The 22516-nt window shown below is 54.0% G+C and carries 16 protein-coding genes; 14 read left to right on the top strand and 2 right to left on the bottom strand.

The window, feature by feature from the left end; translation table 11 throughout:
• Positions 1-587 precede the first annotated feature (587 nt).
• Complete coding sequence (locus NSS64_RS13525; protein ID WP_339256504.1) at positions 588-1427, bottom strand: AraC family transcriptional regulator; 840 nt, start codon at positions 1425-1427, stop codon at positions 588-590.
• Positions 1428-1586: 159 nt separating this feature from the next.
• Here NSS64_RS13525 and NSS64_RS13520 point away from each other — a divergent pair, with 159 nt between their 5' ends.
• From NSS64_RS13520 to NSS64_RS13505, 4 genes are read left to right on the top strand one after another with little or no spacing between them, the layout of a single operon-like run.
• Positions 1587-2750 (top strand): Gfo/Idh/MocA family protein, encoded by a 1164-nt coding sequence (locus NSS64_RS13520; protein ID WP_339256506.1) that lies wholly within the window; start codon positions 1587-1589, stop codon positions 2748-2750.
• Between the two features lie 53 nt (positions 2751-2803).
• Positions 2804-3580 carry a sugar phosphate isomerase/epimerase family protein gene (locus tag NSS64_RS13515; RefSeq protein ID WP_339256508.1) on the top strand — a complete coding sequence of 259 codons (777 nt, stop codon included), beginning with the start codon at positions 2804-2806 and terminating at the stop codon, positions 3578-3580.
• The gene (locus NSS64_RS13510) at positions 3577-4665 is read left to right on the top strand and encodes a Gfo/Idh/MocA family protein (protein ID WP_339256510.1); all 1089 of its coding nucleotides are present in this window, start codon (positions 3577-3579) and stop codon (positions 4663-4665) included. Before NSS64_RS13515 ends, NSS64_RS13510 begins: the two co-directional genes overlap by 4 nt.
• A 38-nt stretch (positions 4666-4703) precedes the next feature.
• Entirely contained in the window at positions 4704-5720 is a 1017-nt protein-coding gene (locus NSS64_RS13505) for a Gfo/Idh/MocA family protein (RefSeq protein ID WP_339256512.1), read from the top strand.
• A gap of 82 nt (positions 5721-5802) precedes the next feature.
• Here the strand turns inward: NSS64_RS13505 and NSS64_RS13500 are convergent, their stop codons facing one another.
• Positions 5803-6363, bottom strand: a complete 561-nt coding sequence (locus NSS64_RS13500) for a TetR/AcrR family transcriptional regulator (protein WP_339256514.1) — start codon at positions 6361-6363, stop codon at positions 5803-5805.
• A 359-nt stretch (positions 6364-6722) separates the two neighbouring features.
• On the opposite strand from NSS64_RS13500, the gene msrA reads away from it, so the two are divergent.
• From msrA to NSS64_RS13450, 10 genes are all read left to right on the top strand, one after another.
• Positions 6723-7238 (top strand): peptide-methionine (S)-S-oxide reductase MsrA, encoded by a 516-nt coding sequence (gene msrA, locus NSS64_RS13495; RefSeq protein ID WP_339256516.1) that lies wholly within the window; start codon positions 6723-6725, stop codon positions 7236-7238.
• 366 nt (positions 7239-7604) lie between these two features.
• On the top strand, positions 7605-8975 hold the full coding sequence (locus NSS64_RS13490; protein ID WP_339256518.1) for a glycoside hydrolase family 64 protein: 1371 nt from the start codon (positions 7605-7607) through the stop codon (positions 8973-8975).
• A gap of 144 nt (positions 8976-9119) precedes the next feature.
• The gene (locus NSS64_RS13485; protein WP_339256520.1) at positions 9120-9911 is read left to right on the top strand and encodes an HAD family hydrolase; all 792 of its coding nucleotides are present in this window, start codon (positions 9120-9122) and stop codon (positions 9909-9911) included.
• Between the two features lie 412 nt (positions 9912-10323).
• A complete protein-coding gene (gene thrS, locus NSS64_RS13480; protein ID WP_339256522.1) occupies positions 10324-12237 on the top strand; it encodes a threonine--tRNA ligase in 1914 nt (637 codons plus the stop codon).
• Positions 12238-12296: 59 nt separating this feature from the next.
• Entirely contained in the window at positions 12297-12893 is a 597-nt protein-coding gene (locus tag NSS64_RS13475) for a GNAT family N-acetyltransferase (protein WP_339256523.1), read from the top strand.
• Between the two features lie 274 nt (positions 12894-13167).
• On the top strand, positions 13168-14673 hold the full coding sequence (locus NSS64_RS13470; RefSeq protein ID WP_339256525.1) for a hypothetical protein: 1506 nt from the start codon (positions 13168-13170) through the stop codon (positions 14671-14673).
• Between the two features lie 12 nt (positions 14674-14685).
• The gene (locus tag NSS64_RS13465; RefSeq protein ID WP_341140450.1) at positions 14686-15444 is read left to right on the top strand and encodes a DUF6063 family protein; all 759 of its coding nucleotides are present in this window, start codon (positions 14686-14688) and stop codon (positions 15442-15444) included.
• Entirely contained in the window at positions 15431-19942 is a 4512-nt protein-coding gene (locus tag NSS64_RS13460; RefSeq protein WP_341140449.1) for a hypothetical protein, read from the top strand. The genes NSS64_RS13465 and NSS64_RS13460 overlap by 14 nt, the downstream gene beginning before the upstream one ends.
• Before the next feature lie 57 nt (positions 19943-19999).
• Positions 20000-20830: an aldo/keto reductase gene (locus NSS64_RS13455; RefSeq protein WP_445667795.1), complete on the top strand. Its 831-nt coding sequence runs from the start codon at positions 20000-20002 to the stop codon at positions 20828-20830.
• A 126-nt stretch (positions 20831-20956) separates the two neighbouring features.
• Complete coding sequence (locus NSS64_RS13450; RefSeq protein ID WP_341140448.1) at positions 20957-22444, top strand: TPM domain-containing protein; 1488 nt, start codon at positions 20957-20959, stop codon at positions 22442-22444.
• Positions 22445-22516 lie beyond the last annotated feature (72 nt).

The raw sequence follows: 22516 nt of genomic DNA, 5'->3' as shown, positions 1-22516 counted from the left end.
AAATGAGCAGCGTGCCTAAAAACACAACGTCGTCTGTCCATTTGATTAACATATTTACATAAAGCGAACGCAATTGGACCGGGTGGGCTACGTAAGCCGAATGTAATCGAAAAACCGATTACAATTGGACTGTGGGCTCCGTGTAAGCCGAATGTAATCGAAAAACCGATTACAATTGGACTCGGAGCGCCGCGTAAGCCGAATGTAATCGAAAAACCGATTACAATTGGACTGTGGGCTCCGCGTAGGCCGAATGTAATCGAAAAACCGATTACAATTGGACTCTGGGCGCCGTGTAGGCCGAATGTAATCGAAAAACCGATTACAATTGGACTCGGAGCGCCGCGTAGGCCGAATGTAATCGAAAAACCGATCACAATTGGACTCTGGGCGCCGTGTAGGCCGAATGTAATCGAAAAACCGATCACAATTGGATTGGGAGCGCCGCGTAAGCCGAATGTAATCGAAAAACCGATTACAATTGGCCGTTACAGCGGAATATGGACCAATGCAGCATACATTGTGTTCGCGCGAAGGTAAGCTTATTCACTCGCAGGATGATTACTTTCTGATACTTCCGGTGCATTCTACCGCGTACTGCTCCGGTAAGCAGACGGGGATACGCCGGTGGACTTCTTGAACACCTTGGAGAAGTGGGCCAGCTCCATGCCGACCTGCTCGGCGATACTGGAGATGCTGAAATCGGTGTAGGAGAGCTGCCTCTTCGCGAGCTCCATCCGTTTCAGCTGGACGTACTGCATCGGCGGAACGCCTATGAATTTCTTGAAGTAGGGAATGAAATAGTTCGGGTGCAGATGGACCCGCTCTGCCAGCTCCTCGACCGTCAGCGGCCGCATTAACCGTTGATCGATGTAGCCCAGCACATTCGCCAGCTTGCCCTGGTCGCTCGTATGCGTCAGATCGTCAAGGAAATTGCTATAGCCTCCTGATTCCAGACAGAGGGACAGCAGTGTAAGCAGCGCAGCCTGCGTCCGAAGGGTAGCGAGGAAACCGGTATCCTGGAACCATTCAATCATCTCCGCGAACATCGTCCGGGTGGCCTCCGGATCAGGCACATCACAGATATACAGCTTATTCGCCGAATGAAACAGCGGCCATTCCCCAATCTGCGCATCGAAGTGGCAATAGTAGCGTGTATAAGGATCATCACGTGAAGTATCCGTGGTCTGGGTAGAGCCTGCGGGCATAATCATCAGCTGTCCGGGTCTCGGATAGTACGCCACTCCGTTGATAATCACCTTGCCTTCGCCGGAATCAATGTAGTAGAGCCGGTTGAATGCAGGGGTCTCATTCGTCCGGTTCCATCCCGGATATCTGCTGGTTAATTGGGCATGGGTAACGGTAACCGTCAGGTTGTGCAGCAGGCGTCCGGTCAAATTACCATTGCCTTTCGCAGTCATATTCATATCAGAGCTCCTTCAAATAAGGCTATAAAGCTATTATAACGCTTCCATTTATCCAATACATCTTATTATTATACAAATATACCTTAATTACAGTCATGGCCTCCACCGGCAAATAGGGTTATCCTCATAACATAAACTGTTTCAGGAAGGGAATGGGAGATGGATAAGGTACGTTATGGAATTATTGGCGTAGGGGGTATGGGGCGGACCCATGCACAGAGTCTGCTGAGTGATATTAAGGGGGCCGAGCTAACGGCCGTATGCGACATCAGCCTTGAGCGGCTGGAATGGGCAGAGGAGCATTTGCCGGATCATGTACAGCGCTTTCTGTCGCCGGAGGAACTGTTCAAGTCCGGGATCATTGATGCGGTGATGATTGCCACCCCGCATTATGATCATCCGCCGCTGGCGATTCAAGCGCTGGGCTACGGGCTGCATGTTCTGATCGAGAAGCCTGCCGGTGTCTATACGAAGGCAGTACAGGAGATGAATGACGCCGCAGCGAAGTCTGACCGCAAATTCGGCATTATGTATAACCAGCGGACGAATCCGCTCTATCAGAAGCTGAGAGAATTGATTCAGTCCGGGGAGCTGGGAGAGATCCGGCGCACGAACTGGATTATCACCAATTGGTACCGCTCTCAGAGCTACTACGATTCCGGCGGCTGGCGGGCGACCTGGGGCGGGGAAGGCGGCGGAGTGCTGCTGAACCAGGACCCGCACCAGCTTGATCTCTGGCAGTGGACTACCGGAATGATGCCTAAGCGGGTACGCGCTTTTTGCCAGTTCGGGAAGTACCGGAATATTGAGGTTGAGGATGATGTGACCGCTTATGTGGAGTATGAGAATGGCGCAACCGGGCTGTTCATCACGACTACAGGGGAAGCGCCGGGGACGAACCGGTTCGAGATTACAGGAGACAACGGTAAAATCGTCGTCGAAGACGGCACGCTGACCTTCTTCCGCCTTCGCACCCCGGAGCCGAAGTTTAATGCGGAATATACCGGAGGGTTCGGAGCACCGGAGTGCTGGAAATGCGAGATTCCGGTGGAAGCCGGAAATGGAGAACAGCATAAGGGGATTCTGCGCAACTTCACCAATGCCATTCTGCAGGATGAGCCGCTGCTGGCTCCGGGGGAAGAGGGCATTCACGGTCTGACCCTGTCCAATGCCATGTATCTGTCCGCATGGACCGACAACTGGGTGGACCTGCCGATCGACAGCGAGCTGTTCTATGAGAAGCTGATGGAGCAGGTGGAGAATTCGACTTTTCAGAAAGCGCCGGTCAGCCAGAAAGCCCTGGATGTATCGGGCACCCACTAGACGAACCTTACTCTCTTACGCAACTCAAACTTATCTAGGAGTGGATGAATACAATGAACCGTTCAACGATTGCCGCCCAAATGTATACCCTGCGTGAATATACCCGGACGCCGGAGGACTTGAGAGAGAGCCTGCGGAAGGTGAGCAGCATGGGGTACCAGGCTGTGCAAATCTCCGGGATCGGTCCCATGGACCCTAAGCTGGTGAAGGAATATGCGGATGAATTTAATCTGAAAATATGTGCGACACACGTTCCCTGGGACCGGCTGGTGAATGATCTGGATGCGCTCGCTGCCGAGCATAAGCTGTGGGACTGCAAATACATCGGTCTTGGCTCGCTGCCTGCGGAATATCAGACCAGCCAGGAGGGCTACCGCACCTTCGCTAAGCTGGCTTCCGGCATTGCACGGACACTTAAGGAAGAGTATGGCCTGCAATTCGTTTATCATAATCATGATTTTGAATTTGAACGTTTTGACGGTCTGACCGGTATGGATGTGCTGCTGCAGGACAGTGATCCGGAGGTCTTCGGGTTCGAGCTGGATCTGTACTGGGTTCAGGCGGGGGGCGGAGATCCTGTAGAGTGGATTCACAAGGTGGAAGGCAGAATGCAGGCTGTGCATTTCAAGGATATGACTATTCTGAACCGTAAGGCTGTGTTTGCCGAGATCGGCGAAGGCAATATGAACTATGGAGCGATTATTGATGCCTGCCGCAAGACGGGGGTGGAATGGCATATCGTGGAGCAGGATGTGTGCCAGCGTGATCCGTTCGAGAGCCTGGAGATCAGCCTCCGGTATCTGCATTCCAGATTGGAGGTGCAAGCATGAGCCGCAAGGATGGAATGATGTATGCTCCGGTACATGAGGCGAAGCCTGTGGTGGGGCCGGGTGAATTCGTAATCGCTGCGCTGGCACTGGATCATGGGCATATTTACGGGATGTGCAACGGGCTGGTGGAGGCGGGAGCCGAGCTGAAGTGGGTATACGATCCTGACCCCGAGAAGGTAAAAGCATTCCTGAACAAGTATCCCGGCGTCAGAGCCGCGCGTTCTGCTGAAGAGATTCTTGAAGATCCTGAGGTCCGGCTCGTTGCAGCGGCGGCCGTTCCTTCGGAGCGCGGTCCGCTCGGTCTGCGGGTGATGGCACACGGGAAGGATTATTTCACGGACAAATCTCCGTTCACTTCTCTGGACCAGCTCGCGGCAGCACGCCTTCAGGTGGAGCAGACGGGGCGGAAATACATGACATACTACAGTGAGAGACTGCATGTAGAGAGCGCTGTCTATGCCGGTCAGCTGGTGCAGCAGGGGGCGATTGGCCGTGTGCTTCAGGTCATGGGACTGGGTCCGCACCGGTTAAATGCACCCAGCCGGCCGGAATGGTTCTTCCAGCGTGACAAATACGGCGGCATTCTCTGTGACATCGGCAGTCACCAGATTGAACAGTTCCTCTTCTATGCAGGCTGCCGCGATGCCAAGGTGCTGCACAGTAAGGTTGCCAACTACAACAATCCGGCATACCCGGAGCTGGAGGATTACGGGGATGCTACGCTGGTTGGGGACAACGGGGCTACGCAGTATTTTCGCGTGGACTGGTTCACACCGTCAGGACTCGGAACCTGGGGCGACGGACGGACGATCATTCTCGGCACGGAAGGCTATATCGAACTGCGCAAATACAGCGATATCGGCCGCTCCAGCACACCGGACCATGTCTACTGGGTGGACGGTGAGGGAGAGCATTATGAGCATGTGGCCGGGAAGATCGGCTTCCCGTTCTTCGGTGAGCTGATTCTGGACTGCCTGGAACGGACGGAGAAGGCGATGACGCAGGAGCATGCATTCAAGGCGGCTGAGCTGTGTCTGGAGGCGCAGCAGCAAGCGGTGAATCTGACACCGGATACGCTCAAATAGTTGCAGGACAGCTATCAGAAGATCGGAAGGTGGATAAGATGAATACCAACGGAGCAGCGATTATCGGCTGTGGGGCGATTGCCCCGCTGCATGCCAGAGCCATTGCCTCGATCGAGAATGTGCGGCTGGTAGCCGTGGTGGACAGTGACCCTGTTCAGGCGGCTCAGTCCGCTCAGGATTACGAATGTGAAGGCCTGACGGATTACAGGGAGCTGCTGGAGCGTGCAGATATCGGCATCGTCCATCTCTGCACGCCGCATCATCTGCATGCCGGAATGGCGGTGGAGCTGCTGAAGGCGGGCAAGCATGTGTTAACCGAGAAGCCCATGGCGCTGGATGTGCCTTCGGCCCGCTTGATGCAGGAGGCGGCGGAGCAGGCTCCGGGACAGCTGGGTGTAGTATTCCAGAACCGCTATAATGAACCTTCGGTGCGCATCAGGGAGGTGATCGATTCCGGCAGCCTGGGTAACCTCCTCTGCATGAAGGGCTTGGTAACATGGACCCGGACTGAGGAGTACTACACGAACAGTCCATGGAGAGGCCACTGGGCTACGGAAGGCGGAGGGGTATTGATCAATCAGGCTATCCATACCCTGGATCTGCTGCAATGGTTCGGCGGTGACATCGCTTCCGTGAAAGGCAGTGTAAGCACCGATGTGCTGAACAATGTTATTGAGGTCGAGGACAGTGCACATGCGTGTATCGACTTCAAAAACAAGGCGCGCGGGCTCTTCTACGGAACCAATGCATATCAGGCCAATTCACCGGTGGAGCTGGAGCTGGTCTTCGAGCAAGGGACCCTGCAGCAGCGCAGGGACAGCCTGTATCTGTGGAAGGATGGTCAGGAGACGCTGCTCTGTGAGCCGCAGAGCATCAGCAGCGGCGGGAAATCCTACTGGGGCACCGGGCATTCACGGTTAATTCATGACTTCTACGCCCACATCCGTGAAGGCCGCAGGTTCTGGATTGACGGTGCTGAGGGCATCAAAGCGCTCACGCTGATTGCAGAGATCTACAAGTCCTCGGGGAGCCGGAATCTGGTCCCTCAGGTCTAGTGTACATCATCCGGCTGATGCCGGAATAGGCTGTCTCTTATGCAGAGCCCTGCTTAAGGGATGGCCTCATTTGTGTTATCCGCTACAGCTTAATAGCAAGCCAGCAGGCTTCAATGGTCTGCTGAATCTGCTGCTCATTCAGCGGATATTTTCCGTCCAAGTAGCCTTTGATGACAGCAATTAATATCCCGTAGATCAGCTGATAGCACAGACAAACATTCATTTCCCGGATGATTCCCTGCCGCTGTCCTTCTTCAATGATGGAGAATATCTCTAAGGTTGAGGGAGCCGGCGTGTTCCGCAAGTCCTCGGAAATATAGGGCGAGGAGCAATAGTTCTCTGTGAAATCAACCTCTTTGGGGTATTGAAGCGAATAGTTAGCCGTATTCTTCAGAAGGCTCTTCACACGCTCATAGATGGTTAAGCCGGGGTCATAGCCGTTCATGACGAACTCATTTTTATGTATGCGGACTTTATGGTACAACTCATTGACCAGCTGCTCCTTGTTCTCGAAATAATGGTAGAATGTGCTGGAGCCTACATTGGCCCTTTTGAATATTTTGGCGAAAGTAACAGATTGTAAGCCTTCTTCAGTAATTAAATCAAGGGTTGCCTGAAGAATATCATCTCGTTTACCCATCATTACACCTCACTAACGGAAAAATCATTCTATAAAATAGTACATCCCCTGCAAGGAAATGTCAATTATCAGAATGTCTATTCCGCTGCAAAGTGGAAAAAGGATAGAATTTGTGGTGAAATAGACAATAAAAGAACTATATTTTTGTCTAAATTAGGAAAAATGGAATTTTCGTTCTGAATTTATTTGAAGTTTGATTTTCTTCCTTTTAGAATATCAATAGAATAAACATTCTATTTCTTAAGCATATGAATGGATTGCTAATACAAGCAATCCAATTGACTTTTAGACCATTAGGCTTTATCTTAGTACAGGGTTTACCTAGAGTCAGCAGAAGAGAGACAGGGAGTGGGAGTATGGCTATGGAACAGGCAATGTTTGCCGGAGGCTGCTTCTGGTGCATGGTTACGCCGTTCGAAGAGCTTCCCGGAATTCACGGGATTGTATCGGGATACGCCGGAGGAACGGTAGAGAACCCTACTTATGAGCAGGTGAAGACCGGTACAACCGGTCACTACGAGGTGGTTCAGATCACTTATGACCCTGAATTATTCCCTTACGAGCGGCTGCTTGCGCTATTCTGGCCGCAGATTGACCCGACGGATGACGGCGGACAGTTTCAGGACCGGGGAACGCAGTACCGCACGGCGGTATTCTATTATACGGAAGAGCAGCGGCTGGCTGCACTGGCTTCCCGGGAGCAGGTGGCGGTCAGCGGCAGATTCGAGCTTCCGGTGGTGACGGAGATTCTGCCTGCGCCGGTATTCTATCCGGCAGAAGACTATCATCAGGACTATCATAAGAAGAATCCGAAGCATTATAAAGAGGACCGTGAGCAATCCGGGCGGGATACCTTTATTTCGCAGCACTGGGAATAGTGAATACGAGAGGGAAGCCTACAAAAGCCTTTAATGACCAGGCGTCTGGGAATTAAGGGCTTTTTGCTATTTTTGCAGCACCGTGCGGGTTAAGCTATAGATCATTATACCAAAAACCAAAATATGGGAACCTAAATCCGAAATTCCGTGCCTACTCAATTGCCGATTGTGCAACTATAATCATATTTGTAAACGGATACAAGCATTGGTAATTCTGGTTCTGATGCAGGCGGGAATAGGGGGGAGGTAGCAGGGTACGGGTACAGAGGATAGAATAAGCGGCTTGGCGAAATACAGAATGCTCTACAGCTCCTGCAGTTGAAGGGAAGTACTGCAATGCCAATATAATTCAGGAGGAATCTAAGAATGTCCAAAAAATGGTTAATGACGATGCTTGCGTTCGTGCTTCTGCTCTCTTGCCTGCCTTTGTTCAATTCCAAAGCAGCCGCAGCTGATTATACCCAAGGTGTAGATCTGTCGGGAACCTCAGCTACCATCTGGTTCAAATCTACAGTCAGTACCAGCTGGACCGATGTGCATTACAAGGTGAACTCGGGAACCCAGCTAAACTACCGAATGACTTATAACAACAGTAAATCGCGTTATGAGCAGGTGGTTACAGGCGTCGCGAGCGGCACAGCACTCTCGTACTTCTTCACCTACAACAATGGGACTCCGGCTTATGATACCGGCTGGTTCAACTACACTGCGGGAACCGCGCCCACTGCAGCGCCGACTACTCCGCCTTCCGGGTCTTCCGGTTCCATCTATTCTATCGCTGCCTCTTCTATTCCGACACCGCCGGGAGGCTCCGTGTCTGTCAAAGTCATGAACGGAACGGGAGGCGCTTACCCTGATAACCAGGTCTATTGGGGCGTCATCGGTATCAATCCGGCTAACGGCAAATGGAGTTATCTGGATCTTAGCGGCAATCTCATTCCGATCTCGAATGCGCTGAATAATGCTTCCGGCCATCTGACCAAGAACGGGGTCAACTATGCCAATATTTATCATACGGTTAGCCAGACCAGCTGGGTGACGCTGCCCAAAATCACCTCCGGCCGCATGTTTCTAAGTGTTGGCACGCCGTTGTATATTAAGACCTATGACGACGGCTTTGCCGGACCGGATATTGATAATCCGACCGATCCTAACCGTAATCTCTATTTCGACTTCGTTGAATTCACGGTGGATGCTACAGGCTACCATGGCAATACGACCCGTGTCGATGCATTCGGCTTCCCGGTCCAGCACCGGCTGGTAGGCTTGTCCGGCGGCTATGACAAGACGGTAGGCGAGCTGGAATCGGAGACACGCGCCGGAATCTTCAGCAAATACCAGAATGAAGTGCCGTCTGCCTTCAAATCGCTGGGTACCGATCAGGCGCCTTACCGGATCATCGCTCCTGTCCATGGTTCGTTCAAAGCCGGCGGGGCCAACGGCAATTATTTCGCAGGCTATGTCAGCTATAGCACCCAGGATATTCTCCGTAACGATGGCTCGCTTATCGATGCTGCCACCGGCGCTGCCATTAACCGCCATGTCTACACCACTAGTAACTGGAACAACGTAGCTAACTATTACAATGCGGCTCCCGCCAACTTTTATGCAAAATTCTGGCATGACCACAGCATCAGCGGGCTGGCTTACGGCTTCCCGTATGACGATGTCAACGGCCAGGCGTCCTACCTGGAAGTCGGTGACCCCAAAGGCCTGATTATCCGCGTGGGCTGGTAAGCACGTAAGCCACAGGTAAAGGAAAACTACGATTTTACAATAGAGGCGCCCCGTAAGCCAGATAATGGCTGAATGGGTGCCTTCTTGTGTGTGCAGTGATTATCGGCGCGGAGAAGCCTGTGGAAAATAAACAGGAAGCAAGGTATGATGGATAGCAATTACACACGAAGGGAGCATCCGGAAGAGATGAAGGACAGCTTGCAGCACATCTTATTTGATCTGGACGGCACACTAACCGATCCCAAGGAAGGCATTACCAAAAGCGTGGAGTATGCGCTCAACCAATTCAGCATTGAGGTGGAGCATCCTGACTTGCTGATTCCGTACATAGGTCCGCCGCTATATGATTCTTTTATTGAAATTCAGGGCTTTACGGCGGAGGCAGCGGCACAGGCTGTAGAGTTCTACCGGGAGCGTTACCGGACGCTGGGGATGTTCGAGAACCATGTGATTCCAGGCATTCCAGAACTGCTGGAGAGCTTGAGGAGTAAGGGATTCGAGCTGTATGTGGCGACCTCCAAGCCTATTGTGTTCGCTGAGCAGATCCTCCGGCATTACGAATTGGACGGGTTCTTCAAGTATGCGGCCGGCAGCAACCTGGATGGCACAAGATCGAAGAAGCGCGAGGTGATTCAGCATGTGCTGGAGGAGAATAATCTTCTTGCTTCGCATTCGCTGATGATCGGGGACCGGGAGCATGACATCATCGGGGCCAGAGCCTGCGGTGTAGCCTCTGTGGGCGTGTTATTCGGCTATGGTTCAGAGGAGGAGTTATCGGCGGCCGGGGCGGATTATATTGCGCATACGGTGGAAGAAGTAGGGGATATTATTCAGCGGTTGCAGCGGAATGAGCTCGGTGGGCAAGGCCCACGGGCTGAGGGATTAAGGGAGTTAAAGTTAAAAGGATTAAGCGGTCAAGCGGGAAGCGGATTTTAAGTTTTTTTCTGCGAAGTATTGACTTCTGTCGAAGACCGTGCGTATTATGTAACCAGCAACACCATAACCAAGGCAATGACCAGAGACAGGATATCCCGTGAGGACTGACCAGAGAGAGAAGTGCAAGGTGAGAGCTTCTTACAGAGACCAGCCGGATGTTACCCCTCTATAGCCGTGACACTGAACCCTCCTGCTGTTAGCGAGGCTGTAAATGTCACCGCCCCATCCCCGTTAACGGATGCCATGAGGATTGTACTGATCACGTTTCCGCCGAACAGCCGGGGGTGAAGTGACGTATAGTCGAATTAGGGTGGAACCACGAGCTTAGACGCACTCGTCCCTTTCCGGGATGAGATGCGTTTTTTTGTGTTCACATATACGAATATACACTGAAGAAATGGAGGCCATAATCATGGAGATTCAAGTGCAGCTGCCGGATGGAGCAAATAGGAGGTATTCGCGTAACACCACAATTGCGCAGATTGCGGAGTCGATTAGCGTAAGTCTAAGGAAGAATGCAGTAGCCGGCAAAATCGATGGCAGACTCGTTGACCTTGATTGTCCGGTTGAAGGGGACAGCCTCGTGGAGATCGTGTCAGCGGACAGCAGCGACGGGCTGATGATTCACAGACACAGCACAGCCCATGTGATGGCCCAGGCGATCAAACGGATCTATGGAGAACGGAACGTGAAGCTGGGCATTGGTCCAGTGATCGAGGACGGCTTCTATTACGATATAGATATTGAACAACCCCTGTCCAGCGAGGATCTTGCTGCGATTGAGCGGGAGATGGGGAAGATCATCAAGGAGAACCTGCCGATCCGGCGCCGGGTGGTCAGCCGGGCGGAAGCGGTGCAGTACTTTGAACAGTCGGAAGAGCCGCTGAAGCTGGAACTGATCCGGGATCTGCCGGAGGACGCGGTCATCAGCCTGTATGAGCAAGGCGAATTCACGGACCTGTGCCGGGGGCCGCATCTGCCCTCCACTGGCCGGATTAAGGCGTTCAAGCTGCTAAGTGTAGCAGGTGCCTACTGGCGCGGAGATGCTGACAAACAGGTGCTTCAACGGATATATGGCACAGCCTTCCTGAGCGCTGCGGCACTTGAAGAGCATCTGCATCTGCTGGAGGAAGCGAAGAAACGGGATCACCGCAAGCTGGGCAAGGAGCTGGGCTTGTTCATGTTCTCCGAGGAAGCGCCGGGCATGCCGTTCTACCTGGCCAAAGGGATGCTGATCCGCACAGCGCTGGAGGATTTCTCCCGCAGGCTGCAGCGCGCGGACGGGTATGAGGAGGTCCGCTCGCCGCTGATGATGAACCGCCGTCTGTGGGAGCAATCCGGACATTGGGATCATTACAAGGACGAGATGTATTTCACTAAGGTGGATGAGACAGATTTTGCGCTGAAGCCGATGAACTGTCCCGGACATATGCTGATCTACAAGAATAGCCTCCGTTCCTACCGGGACCTGCCGATCCGCATTGCGGAATACGGCCAGGTTCACCGCCATGAGTCTTCCGGCGCGCTGAACGGGATGATGCGGGTCCGGACTTTTTGCCAGGATGATGCCCATTTGTTCGTGCTGCCGGAGCAGATTGAATCCGAGATCTCGCGGGTGCTGGAGCTGATCGATCAGTTCTATTCCATCTTCGGCTTCGAGTACAAGGTCGAGCTGTCTACACGCCCGGAGGACTATATGGGGTCCGAAGAGCTCTGGGATCAGGCGGAGGAGTCGCTTGCGCGGGTGCTGAAGAATAACGGAATCGAGTACCGGGTGAATGAAGGAGATGGCGCTTTTTACGGGCCGAAGATTGATTTCCATGTCCTCGATGCCCTGAAGCGGAGCTGGCAATGCGGTACAATTCAACTGGATTTCCAGATGCCCGAGAAGTTCGACCTGACTTATATTGGCGAAGATAACAACAAGCATCGTCCGGTAGTCATTCATCGTGCCGTGTTCGGCTCCATTGACCGGTTCATGGGTATTCTTACAGAGCACTATAGCGGGGCGTTCCCGCTGTGGCTGTCTCCGGTGCAGGTCAAGCTGCTGCCAGTCTCTGTGGTTCATGATGAGTATGCCGAGCAGGTCAGAAGACAACTGGCGGCAGCCGGACTGCGGGTGGAGGTGGATTCCCGGAATGAGAAGCTGGGCTACAGAATCCGTGAAGCTCAGCTGGAGAAAATCCCTTATATGCTGGTGCTGGGAGATCAGGAGCAGAATGACGGAACAATCTCGGTACGAAGCCGTGCGGAGAACGCACTGTCCACGCTGAGGGCGCAGGAATTCATTCGGCAATTGACTGCCAGGATTGACAGATGGGAATAAATCGCTTCATATATAATAGGTGAAAAGCTAACAGGTAAAAAGATATAGGGGGAAATCAGTTGACAGCAATTGAAACAGGGCAGCTTGCAGGTAGCGTAATCCGGCTTGTGCCTTTGACAGCAGAGCACAAGCCTGAGCTTAAGAAGCTGCTGCATAATCCGTTGATCTGGGAGTACACCTGGAGACGGATCTGCTCAGAGGAACAGGCAGGACAACTGGTGGATACGGCTCTGGCGAATCAGGCGGCAGGCAAGGATATGCCTTATGTGATGGTGGAGCAGGCATCCGGCCGGATCGTAGGGACTACGCGGTTGATGCATCTGGACGGTACGCATCGCAATGCAGAGATCGGCTGCACCTGGATCTCACCGGAATACTGGAGAACTGCGGTGAATACGGAGTCGAAGCTGCTTTTGCTGCAACATGCCTTCGAGGTGCTGGGGCTGATCCGGGTGGACTTCTCCATTGTCAGTCACAACCTGCGCTCCCAGCGGGCCATTGAGCGGATTGGAGCGGTCCGGGAGGGCGTCCTGCGCAAGCATCGTATTACCGCTGACGGGGCTGTTATGGACAATGTGCTGTACAGCATTATCGATGAGGAATGGTCTGCGGTGAAGAAGAATCTGCAATATCTGGTGAATGAGAAATATAAATAGCGGTTGCTATGGTGTGGTTTAAAGTAGTGCTTTAACATGGAGGGGTCCCTGCGCGGGCTCCTCTATTTATTTTGCAAATAGCCATATCTATGAAACATTGATATAATAGAATGACATGAGAATAGAAACATACATTCCCATTATCTCGGGGTTCTGAGCATGAACAAACCGTCTATATTTGTATGTTCCGGCCCAACCTTCACCCTGCGGTGCGGATTTGGGTTTATGTTATGTTGTAGGGAAATTATGAAGTGATGGCGAGGTTGGCTAGAGGATGAACTGGAATGATTTCGGAGAACGGAACAAGCGGCTGAATCCCTTATGGAGTCTGGGCGCAGGCATGAATCTGGGTGAGCTGCAGCCGTATAAGGAAATGATTGCGCTTAGTGTGCTGCTGCAGGTCTATTATCTGGAGCTGGAATCGAATGAACAGCGGGCCCGGGAGGATCTGGTGGATCTGGCCTGGAGCTCACTGGAGCGCTTCGGCATAGCGAAGTCGGGCAGCCCGGAATCGGTCGAACGGCTGATAGACGGACTGCTGTGGAGCGGCAGCGGCGGCGATTTCGAGGCCCATTATTATGATGACCATACCCGGCAAATCGGGGTCCAGAAATACAAGTATTTCACTGTGGACGAGGATGCTACGCGTATCAGCTGGGAGGAGAACGGGACGACCATTTACCGGCTCTCCGAGTATGCGATGGAGCTGATCTTCATGAGCCACGAGATTATCGATGAGTTCCAGGTCAGCATCAAGCTGCTGGAGATTCAGATGCATATCAAGCATGGACGGGTTACCCGGGCGATGCAGGATGTGAATGAGCTGATCTCCCGCGTGCGCAAAATGACCCAGCAGCAGCAGGAATACCGTAATGCCCTGCGCCGTAATCCGAAGCATATCTTCAGCGAATACGGCACTCAGCGGCACGAGCGGCTGGAGGAGATCCACCAGCAGTTTGACGAGGAACGCAAGCATTTCGATAATATCCACCGCTCGCTGGCCCGGCTGGCCAATGATGAGAAGGATGTCATTGATTTCAATGAGCTGCGTCAGCTCTCCGAGCGGGTGGAGCTGTCCCGGCGGGTGCACGACGAGCTGGCCGAGGTTGTGCTGAGCATCTTCGAAGCAGAGACGAATCTGCGGCTGAACTTCCCGGAATTATTCTGGGGAGCAGCGGGCTTTAACTTCCGCACCCATGTGTGGGAGGAATGGGTGAAGCCCGAAGGGCTGCGGGATGGGGATAGCCTGGAGACGCTGATCAGCGGGCTGTTCTCGCCCAGCCAGGATTTCATCTATCCGCTGGCCTGGGCCTGGGAGGAGCAGGAGGTCGGCTTCCTGCCGGAGGATACGCCGGATGTGACGGAGGAAGCCGGGGAAGAAGAGGAGATCCATTATGTGCCCAGAGGTATTCCCTGGACCGAGGTATGCGAGCTATGGCTGCCGGTTATAGCCGGAGTGGCTGCGCAAGGCAGCTTCACCTTCACTGCGGAGGCGTTCACGGAGCAGGAGCAGCGGCGCTGGGCGGATTGTCCGGATGCCGTGGATTTGTGGGTGCAATTTTTCCATACCGTAATTACTGTCGAGGAGCAGGAAGCGGAAGGCCATGGCGTCGCGGACGAGTGCCAGAAGCTGCTTCAGCGGCTGATGCTGGACCACCCGGAGCTTGCGGTGTTGCGCGGCTTAAGGCTGCGGACTACCATCTCTTCACAGCAGCAGGGCAGCATCCGTATCCCTGGTCTTGAGATCAGCCCTTATACCATTACTATAGTAGAGAAGTGAGATGATTCGGATATGAGTTATTCCTTAGAGCAAGTTCAGCAGGCTTCCCGGCTGTTCTTCGACCTGCTTCGGCGCAAGGTGATTCCGCTGGATGATCCCGCTGCCGCCGAATGTCTGCAGGATACTGCCGCCTATGATGCCCTGCAATATGTAGCCAAAGAAGCCGGCTGCCGGATTATGAATTCCGGTCACCGCCTGCACCTGCTCGTGAGTCCGATCGGCTCCGGGTTCGCCAGCAACTTCACTCAGCTGCGTAATAAATATTCACGGATTGAGCGTAAGACGCATCTACATATCATTAACGTTATTATCCTTGTCTTCCTGGCGGAGATGGATCAGGATGAGCAGCACTTCAAGCCGGGACAGGACAGCATGTCTTACATCCAACTGTCGGATCAGGTATCCGAGTTGTTCCAAGGCTGGCTTGGCATGGATGAAGACGGCAGCTTCAGCAAGCAGTGGCGGCTGGATATCCAGGCGATGCACAGAGTGTGGACCAGCCTCTATATGCAGACCCGCAGCCAGGAGGAGGGCGATTCGCTGACCCGCGGTGCAGGCTCCCGGATTGGCCTCATTCACGAAGGAATGAAGCTGCTGGAGGAGGAGCATCTGGTGTTCATTTCCGAGCATGAGAAGCGGATTTTCCCCCGGGAAGAGCTGTACGAGCGGATGCGTTATCTCTACCACGATGTGGACCGGTACAAAGAGCTGAAGGCTCTGGTTGGCCGCACACTCAGCGAACAGGAGGGTGAAGCCCATGCCGCGCATTGAGCGAATCCGCATCGCCGGACTGAAATACGAGAAGATGCTGAAGAAATATGAGGATATGATCCTCGATCTGTGTAATGAAGAAGGCCCGGCCAATACCCTGATTACGCTGATGAACGGCGGGGGGAAGGGCGTGCTGCTGCAGTCGATTTTCCAGTTGCTGATGCCTAGAGCCGCCTGGGGTAAGGATAATGAGAATCAGGTCGAGGCCTTCTTCCATAATCACAAAAAACAGCTGAAGCCCTACACCTTCCACGTGGCCATCGAATGGCGGCTCGACGATAAGGAGCGGACGGAGTATGTCACCACCGGGATCGCGATGACGGCCCAGCATTCCATGGACCAGCTTGAGATCAAAGTGGATTATCTGCTATACGCGCTGCTGAAATATGAGGAGACGGCTGAGCTTACACTCTCCACCCTGCCTTTGTATGATCATGAGCTGAACACTCCTGCGAGCTTCGAAGCGATTCAGCAGTTTGTGCGGGAACGGCGGGGTGAGATTAATGTCTACGGCAGCAGCAGCTCCGATCTGAAGAAATACTATGCCTACCTGGCTGACCATGATATCCATATTGATGAATGGCGCAATATGCGCAGAATCAACGGGGAAGAGGGCGGCATCAAGGGCTATTTCCAGAAAAATGACGCTTTCACCAATCATAATCTCTTCGAGCGGCTGATTATTCCAGAGATCGGTTCCAGTCTGGGAGGGAGCCTGCGCGAGGATGAGGGCTCGCTTCAGCGGATGTTCGTGGACACCGCTACGGTTGCACAGCGGCTGCCGATGCTGGAGCAGCGGGAGCGCGCTTTTGCCGAGTTCACCTCTCTTGCGGCTCCTCTGTATGAAGCGGTGAAGCTCGGAACGGAGGCGGACCTCAGCTTCCGGGAGACAGAGAGGCTGGGAGCGCAGCTCTATACCGTTATTCATGATGAACTGAAGCAGGCGGAAGACAAGCGCCGCATAACGGGGGATGAGCTGGCCGGACATTATCTGGAAGCGAAGACGCTCAGATTCGAGAGCGATAATCTGAAGTACCTGCGGCTGAAGGAAGACCATGACGGCAAGCAGGAGCACTTCAGAGTGGTCTCTGATAATCAGACACGGGCCAAGCAACGTCTGGAAGAATCCAAGCAGCGGGAGAAGTCGCTGGAGGTCGCCCATTATCTGGCCCGGCGCAAGCTGCAGCTCCGCCAGATGGAGCAGTGGCAGAAGGAGATTGAAGCCATCGAAGGGTCGCTTGCGATGAAGGAGCGCCAAGAGGTGATTCAAAGCGCCAAGCAGGAGCTGCGGGCACAGTGGGAGCAGGTCTACCGGCTATGGCAGGCGAAGAGCCTGTTCTACAGCGGACAGCAGCATTCCCATGCAGCGGAAGAACAGATTCTGCGCAAGGGGAGGGAGGAATTGCTGCTGGAGCTTGGCAGACTGGACGGGAAGCTCCAGGAATTAACAGCCATGATCCGTCAGTATACAGAGGATCTGGGTGTGTTCGCTTCCCGCCACGGACAGGAAGCCGCCCACTCACCGGCAGCCGCCCTACAGCGGACGCTGATTGCGGCCAGAGGGCTGACTGAGCAGATTGAGGCCTTGAACGAACAGCGCAAGACTGCTGAAGACCAGAAGCTGCTCCTGCATACGCAGCATACCCGGCTGGCTGAGAAGCTGCTGGGGGCCGAGGCTCAGGCTGAGGAGCTGACCGGACGCATCGAAGCGCAGATGAACAAGGAATCACAGCTCTGGTCACAGCTCGTAGTGCTGCTGGAGATGTATGAGGAGCATCAGCGCTTAGGCGCGACAGCTCTATTCGAAGCGAAGCCTCTAATCCAGGAGCGGTTCATTCGCAGGCTGGAGGATACCGAGCAGCAGACGAAGCGGCTGCGGCGGGATTATTATCAGCAGCTGCTGGATGTCGAGTTGCAGCAGGAAGCCTACTGGCTGCCTAACCATGATATTGTAACGGTGAAGGATACGCTGGATGCCCTCAAGATTAGTTCTATGACTGGCACCATGTATCTGAACGATCAGCCTTATCTGGTCCGTGAGGAGGAGCTGGAACGCCATCCGCTGCTTCCTTACGGCCTGATTGTCACGAAGCGTGAAGCGGATAAGCTGCAGCCGGAGCTGCTTAAGGAGCTTCTGCTTAAGGCTCCGGTCCCGGTCTTCGTGCGTGAGGAGATGGCGGAGGGCGGTAGAGACGCCTTCCTGCTGCTGGCCCATCAAGGGCCGCAAATGGTCTTGCAGCCGGATCATTTTCAGGAGTGGAAGCGGGGGATGGCCTCCAGACTCCGTGAGCAGGAGGAGGAGCTTCAGGCGGAGGAAGCTTATCTTGCCAAGCTGAGAAGCGCCCGGCAGGAATATGAACGCCTGCATCAAGGCGAGCATACCGCAAGTCTGCGGAGCAGACAGAAGAGTGCGGAGACCCTGCTGCAGCAGCTTCGCAGCCAGCTGAATGAAATGAACGCAGAACAGGTACGCTATGAGGAGGTTCTGGCTGGAATTTCCAGAGACCTGTCAGCCTGTGAAGCGGAGAAGTCCGAGCAGGAGACCCGGGCGGCGGCGCTGCGGGAGTGGAGTGAACGGAGCCGGAAGCACGAGCAGAGCTATACAGACAAGCAAAAGTCTGTGGAACAGAAGAATAACCTCAGCAAAGAGATTGCAGTTAAGGACCAGCAGCTCGCCCGGCTGAAGGCGGAGATGGACAGTCTCGCCTTGCAGCGTGAGAAATGGATCGGGGATACCCGTTATTCCGTATTCCCGCGGCTGCAGAATTGGTTCCCGGACATAGAGTTCCCCGGAGAAGCTGCGGGTGCGAAGGTTCAGGATGCGAATGCTGAGGCGGATCTAGCAGCTGCCGATGAAGTGCTGAATGAGACGGTGCAGGACAAGCTGCTGCAGGTGCTCAGTACGGTCGAGAGTCTTCAGCAGTCGCTAAGCCAGAACGAGCTGGAGATCCGCACCAGAACAGCCCAGATCAAGGCGGCCAGAGAACAGCTGGCTGAGCTGGAAGCTGCGGTGCAGCAGGTAGATGCCGGATGGCTGTCTGCCCCTGAGCCGCAGGAGTCACCGGATATGATTCAGTCCGCCAGAGTCCGCCAGAAGAGTGACACGATGATCTTGGACGAGGACTATCAGCAGCTCCGTGATTCCTTCATCCGCTGTCAGACCGAGCTTGACAGCCTGCGCAAAGAGCTGGGCAAGTCCGAGAAGGCAATCAAGGAGAAGCATGAGCGGACGGTAGAGCTGTGGCATGAGCCTCTGGAACAGAAGGAGGAAGAGATCAGTCTGCGGGTCCGGGAGAATGAGCATCTGCTGAATACCAGTAAGCAGATGCTGGCTTCCATGGATCAATGGCTGCTCGTTCTCGGCAATCAGAGCCGGATCATGGATACTCATGTCGAGCACCGTGTGCCTCTTCGGGAGGTGCCTGAAGAATTGCAGCTGAAGGTGCGGGAGAGCTGCGAGACGCTGGTGGAGGATTGGCTGCAGCGCAGCAAGGAGAGCCGCAGCCAACGGGCAGATATCTCCCGCAAGGTGAAGGAAGAGAAGACTGACCTAAGCGGTAAGGTAGCCAAGTCCGGCTGGAATGCAGAGCTTGAGACTAAGATTCAGGAACGCCTGAACAATGTTCACTGGGATGATTTCGCTATCGCCTTGCAGGTGCTGGATTCGATGCTTCAGAGCTCACGCGATCAGATGGAGAGCATCCGCAGCGATAAAGAGGATATGGAGCTGTCCCGCAAGCTGTGGGTAGGCCGGGCAGCCAAGCGTGTGGTGCAGATCGTTGATATTCTGAAGCGGATGGAACGCCGGATGATCATTCACAATGAGAACGGCCATGCCTTCCCGCTGGTTAAGCTGAATTACAAGAATATTAATGTTCCACGGACGACCGATGACATCGAACCGCTGGTCAGCGAGTACTTCAACCGCTGCATCAGCAGCCTGCTTGAGCGGTTCCCGAAGATGGAGCAGGTTCCGGCTTCAGCTGTCAGAGAGCTGATTAACGATGGACGCATGGTGTACGCGGCGCTGCAGAACCGCTTCCCGGTGTTGCAGGTGTATAAGCCGGTGACGGAGAATTACTTCCTGTATGCCGCTCCCGAGGACTATCATTATTCCGATTGGGAGGTTATCAACCGCGGCGCGCTAGATGAGGCGGTAGGCAGCGGCGGACAGCGCCAGTCTGTTCAATTGCTGGTGGCGATGATGATCATGACCCACAAGCGTGTTAACCGGGAAAATAAAGGCTGGACGGTCTTCCTGTACGATAACCCGTTCGGTGAGATGGTCTCGAATAACGTGCTTGACCCGGTCTTCGAGATTTCGAAGGCGCTGAAGTTCCAGTGGCTGATCGTCACGCCGCCGGAGCTGGTCAAGAATGATGTCAGCATCCGCTTCGGCGTGTACTGGCAGCTGTATTTTGGCGGAGATAAAGGGGATGCCCTGGATTCGACCCTGATCAAAGGCGGGCGCAAGCTGATCCCTGCTTCATTATTCTAGAAATAGAAGCATCACTGGGTAACCCTACAAATCATAGAGACAGGTGGTAGTGTGATTATGATGAATCTAAAGTCCACAACGAAATTAGCTAACGGTGTAGAAATGCCATGGTTCGGGCTGGGCGTATTCAAGGTACAAGAGGGCCAGGAGGTTATTGATTCGGTCAAAGCAGCCATCAAGGCCGGATACCGGAGTATTGATACCGCATCCGTGTACGGAAATGAAGAAGGAGTCGGACAGGCGATCCGTGAATCGGGAGTTGCGCGTGAGGAGCTGTTCATCACCACCAAGGTATGGAATACAGAGCAGGGCTATGATTCTACGCTGGCTGCATTTGACCAGAGCTTAAGCAAGCTGGGACTGGATTATGCCGATCTGTATCTGGTACACTGGCCGATCCGGGCCAAATACAAAGATACCTGGCGTGCCCTTGAGAAGCTGTATGCAGACGGTAAAGTCCGGGCCATCGGGGTATCCAACTTCCAGATCGATCATCTGGAGGATCTGCTGGCAGAGGCCACCGTGAAGCCGATGGTCAATCAGGTGGAGCTGCATCCGCTGCTTAACCAGCAAGAGCTTCGCGAATATTGCAAGGCACAGGGCATTCAGATTGAAGCCTGGGCCCCGCTGGCCCAAGGTCATCTGCTGGAAAATGAGGTACTTGCTGATATTGCAGCCCGACACAACAAAACACTGCCGCAGGTGATCCTGCGCTGGGATCTGCAGAACGGAATCGTGACGATTCCGAAGTCGGTCAAGGCGGAGCGGATTATTGCGAATGCCGATATTTTTGACTTCGAGCTGTCAGAAGAGGAGATCAGCCGGATCAACGGCCTGAACCGCGATCAGCGCTTCGGCTCTCACCCGGACCGGTTTAATAACGAGTAAGCCCGGCAGACTCTTTTGAATAATTACTAGATTCGGACATACACATAAGAGAGATGGAACTATACGTCCATCCCGTGCGTAACCGATATAGTAATAGAAGAGATTTGAGAAGCCGGAGGGGATTTCATGAAGCGTGCAAGAATACTGCAAACAGTGCTGACCGGTATGCTGATCATTATGCTGCTGCCGTTCATTCCGGGGAAGGCGGAGGCGGCAGTACCGGCTCATTCGGAAGCCTTTTATGTGAATGACTACGCGAACGTGATTGATGAGAAGACCGAGAATTACATGGTCAACTATGGGGTGAAGCTCTATCAGGAGACCGGGGCGCAGGTAGTGCTGGTTACGGTGAATTCGACGAACGGCGTATCTATGGAGAAATATGCGACCTCGCTGTTCAATTCATGGGGAGTCGGCTCTGCGGACAAGAATAACGGACTTCTGCTGCTGCTCTCCATTAAGGACGATGATTACTGGGCTGTTCCCGGCAAGGGACTGGAGACTGAGCTGAACAGTGGTGTGATCTCGAAGATTCTCTCGGCATCGCTGGAGCCGGACTTCGCTGCCAAAAAGTATAGCGCCGGTGCCCATAAAACCTATGGCTCCTTCATTCAGAAGCTCGGCGGAAGCTACTCGGAAACACTTGGTACCCGCAACTATGTCTCGGACAACGCCGGAATCCTACCGCAAGTTACCAAGGATTATCTGAACCAGTCGAGTAACCGTTACGCGGCTACCACCGGGAGCGGAATCTATGTGGTAACTGTTAAGAATACTGGCGGCAAGAGCCTGCAGGATTACACCTATGCGAAGTTCGCCGGAGTTGCTGCCGGACCCAGAGATGTGATGCTGGTACTGGATATCGGCGGGGATAACTATCATGTGCTACAGGGCAAGTCGATCGATAGAGTGCTGACGAATGAGCGGATCAGCGGGATTCTGAATACGGTGCTGGAGCCTAAATTCGCGGCAAAAGATTACGCTGGCGGCGTGGTGGGGACGGCGAATGCCTTCTACAGCTTTTTCCTGGCCCGGGCAGATGCTGCTTCGGGACAAGCCGCAGGCAGCTCCACATCCGCAGCAGCCTCTACTGTCAGCAAAGCCCCTGTGACAGCGAAGGAACCTGTGAAGCTGGTGCCTGTCTCCAGATCGAAGGGGATGATGATTCTCGGGATTTTCCTGGTTCTTGTCGCGCTAATCAGTCTCGCGGCTGCCGCGCGCAACCGTTATGTTGCCCGTTACGGGATACGGATAAATCCGCATAACCCGCGCAATATCCGGCGTTATGGCGCTTGGACCGGCCAGCCCGGTTATGGCTACAGCCAGAGAAGAAGATACCGGCGGCCGCACCATCACTCTTCCTCGGGGAGCAGCTCATCCAGCTCCAGCAGTTTCTGGGGCAGTAACTCCGGGGGCGGAGGTTCTTCGAGCGGTGGCGGAGCGGGGCGGTATTCCTCGCGTGACGATGACGATGATGACCGGAATCGTGGCGGTGGCGGATACTCGGGCGGCGGTGGAGCCGGCCGTTATTCCTCCAACGATGACGACGATGATAGCAACTCTGGCGGAGGCGGCAGTGCAAGCAGCGGTGGCGGTGTAGGCAGACACGGTTAATCCGGGTCGCTCAACCGCTAAGCTGTGCTAGAGTTAGCGTGAAGCCGTGCAGGAATGCACGGCTTTTTTTCA

The organism is Paenibacillus sp. FSL H8-0122 (assembly GCF_038005345.1).
Taxonomy (GTDB): Bacteria; Bacillota; Bacilli; order Paenibacillales; family Paenibacillaceae; genus Paenibacillus_AQ.
Note: the sequence above shows the minus strand (reverse complement) of the source record. Positions and strands in the feature narration are given on the sequence as shown.